The 2,882-nt window shown below is 72.4% G+C and carries 2 protein-coding genes; both read left to right on the forward strand.

The genetic code is table 11. The annotated features are described in order from the left end of the window. Nucleotides 1-1,898, forward strand: a 1,898-nt coding sequence (locus AC2VOR_RS07995) for a type I polyketide synthase (RefSeq protein ID WP_486963548.1), incomplete at its 5' end; no start/stop codon positions are given. 24 nt (nucleotides 1,899-1,922) lie between these two features. Continuing rightward, on the forward strand, nucleotides 1,923-2,882 hold a 960-nt coding region (locus tag AC2VOR_RS08000; RefSeq protein WP_486963549.1), incomplete at its 3' end, for a beta-ketoacyl synthase N-terminal-like domain-containing protein.

A 2,882-nucleotide genomic window follows, 5' to 3' on the forward strand; every position in this document is an offset into this window, starting at 1 on the left:
CCGGTGAGCGGGTGTTGGTGCACGCCGCGACGGGCGGGGTCGGGATGGCCGCGGTGCAGCTGGCCAGGCATTGGGGCGTAGAGGTTTTCGCCACGGCTAGCCGCGGCAAGTGGGACGCGTTGCGGGACATGGGATTCGACGACGACCACATCGGAGACTCGCGGACGTTGGAGTTCGAGCAGAAGTTCCTGGCCACCACCGGCGGCGCGGGTGTGGACGTGGTGCTCAACTCGCTGGCCGGTGAGTTCACCGACGCCTCATTGCGGCTGTTGGCCCCGGGCGGGCGCTTCATCGACATGGGCAAGACCGACATCCGCGATGCCCAGGTCGTCGCCCGGGACCATCGGGGAGTGCGGTACCGCGCGTTCGACCTCCTGGAGGCGGGCCCCGACCGTTGCGCGCAGCTGCTGGCCGAGGTGGTCGGGCTGCTGGACGACGGTGTGTTGGCGCCGTTGCCGGTCAAGACTTTCGACGTGCGCCGCGCGGCGGACGCCTACCGGTTCGTCAGCCAGGCGCGGCATGTCGGCAAGGTGGTGCTCACCATGCCCGACGCGCCCGGCGTCGGGCTGGCCGCGGGCACGGTGCTGATCACCGGCGGAACGGGCATGGCCGGGTCCGCGCTGGCCCGGCACCTGGTGAGCCGCCACGGGGTGCGGCACCTCCTGCTGGTCAGCCGCGCGGGCCCCGACGCGGCCGGGGCCGCGGAACTGGTGGATGGGCTGCGCGAGGCCGGGGCCGAGGTATCGGTCGTGGCCTGCGACGTGGCCGACCGCGACGCGCTGGCGGCGATGCTCGCACGGATCCCCGCCGACCGCCCGCTCAGCGGGGTGGTCCACGCCGCCGGGGTGCTCGACGACGGGCTGATCTCCTCGTTGACCCCGGAACGGGTCGATGCGGTGTTGCGGGCCAAGGCCGATGCCGCCTGGCATCTGCATTCGCTGACCCGGGATCTCGACCTCGCGGCGTTCGTGATGTTCTCCTCGATGGCCGGGATCGTCGGCACGCCCGGTCAGGGCAACTACGCCGCGGCCAACAGCTTCCTGGACGCGCTGGCCGGATACCGGCGCGCCCGCGGCCTGCCCGGGCTGTCGCTGGCCTGGGGGCTCTGGGAGCAGGCCTCGACGATGACGGCGCACCTCGCAGCCCGGGACAAGGCCCGGATGAGCCGGGTCGGGCTGGCACCGCTGTCCACGCAACAGGCGCTCGCGTCGTTCGACGCCGCCCTGCTCGCGGACAGCCCCGTGGTGGTGGCCTCGCACCTGGATCGGGCCGCGCTGTCCGGCCACGCCGCGGCGCTGCCGCCGCTGCTGCTGGGCCTGGCTACCCGTCCCACCCGCCGCGTCGTCGCCGACACCGGGGCCACCGCGTCGGTGGGCGGCCTCGGCGCGCGCCTGCACGGGCTGAGCCCCGAGACGCGGCGGCGTGACCTGGTGAGCGTGGTGTGCAGCAACGCCGCCACCGTGCTGGGCCTTGCGCAGGCCGCAGACCTCGACGGCGGCCGTACCTTCCAGGAGCTCGGCTTCGACTCGCTGACGGCCGTCGAGTTGCGTAACCGGCTCAAAACCGCCACCGGGCTATCCCTTTCGCCCACCCTGATCTTCGACTACCCGACCCCGACCGCCCTGGCCGAGTACCTCGACACCCAGCTCGGCGCCACCACCGCTACCGCGGAACCCGACCTGATGACCCGTTTCCATGCCGTCGCACGCGAACTGCAAACCCTGCTCGACCGCCCGGACGCCGGGCCCGACGACAAGGCGCAGATGTCCACCCGGCTGCGCCACCTTCTCGCCGCACTGACCACCGCCGCTCGCCCCGACGACGACACCGACGACGACATCCAGGCCGCCAGCGAAAGCGAACTCTTCGCCATCCTCGACGAGGAACTCGGCCACTGATGCCCCAGACCTTGAGGAGTGACGATGCCGGGCACCGATGACAAGCAGCTCGACTACCTGAAGCGGCTCACCGCGGACCTGCGCCGCACCCGGCGCCAACTGTCCGAGCTGGAGGGCAGGCTCTCCGAGCCGGTGGCGGTGGTGGGGATGGGTTGCCGGTACCCGGGCGGGATCGACTCCCCGGAACGCCTGTGGGAGTTGGTCATCGAGGGCCGCGACGCCGTCGGCGACTTCCCGGCGGACCGCGGCTGGGACGTGGACGCCCTCTACGACCCTGATCCCGACGCCCGCGGCAAGATGTACACGCGCCGGGGCAGCTTCCTGCACGACGCCGCCGACTTCGACGCCGGGTTCTTCGGCATCGGACCCAGCGAGGCGCTGGCGATGGACCCGCAGCAACGCATGCTGCTGGAGATCTCGTGGGAAGCCCTGGAACGGGCCGGGATCGACCCGCTCGGGTTGCGCGGTTCGGCGACCGGGGTGTTCGCCGGGGTCATCCACGCCGGATACGGCGGCGAGGTCAAGGGGGAGCTGGAGGGATACGGCCTCACCGGATCGACCCTGAGCGTGGCCTCGGGCCGGGTGTCCTACGTGCTCGGCCTGGAAGGCCCTGCGGTGTCGGTGGATACGGCGTGCTCCTCCTCGTTGGTGGCGATGCACCTGGCGGCGCAGTCGCTGCGCTCGGGCGAGTGCGATCTGGCGCTGGCCGGGGGCGGGACGGTGATGGCGACCCCCGCGGCGTTCGTCGAGTTCAGCCGGCAGCGGGCGATGGCCGCCGACGGCCGATGCAAGGTGTATGCCGGTGCCGCGGACGGGACTTCGTGGTCGGAGGGTGTCGGCGTGCTGGTGCTGGAGCGGCTGGCCGACGCGCGGCGGCTGGGCCACCCAGTCCTGGCGCTGCTGCGGGGTTCGGCGGTGAACCAGGACGGCGCCTCCAACGGTTTGACCGCCCCCAACGGGCCGTCGCAGCAACGGGTGATCCGG

The organism is Mycobacterium sp. TH-M103, from assembly GCF_057473785.1.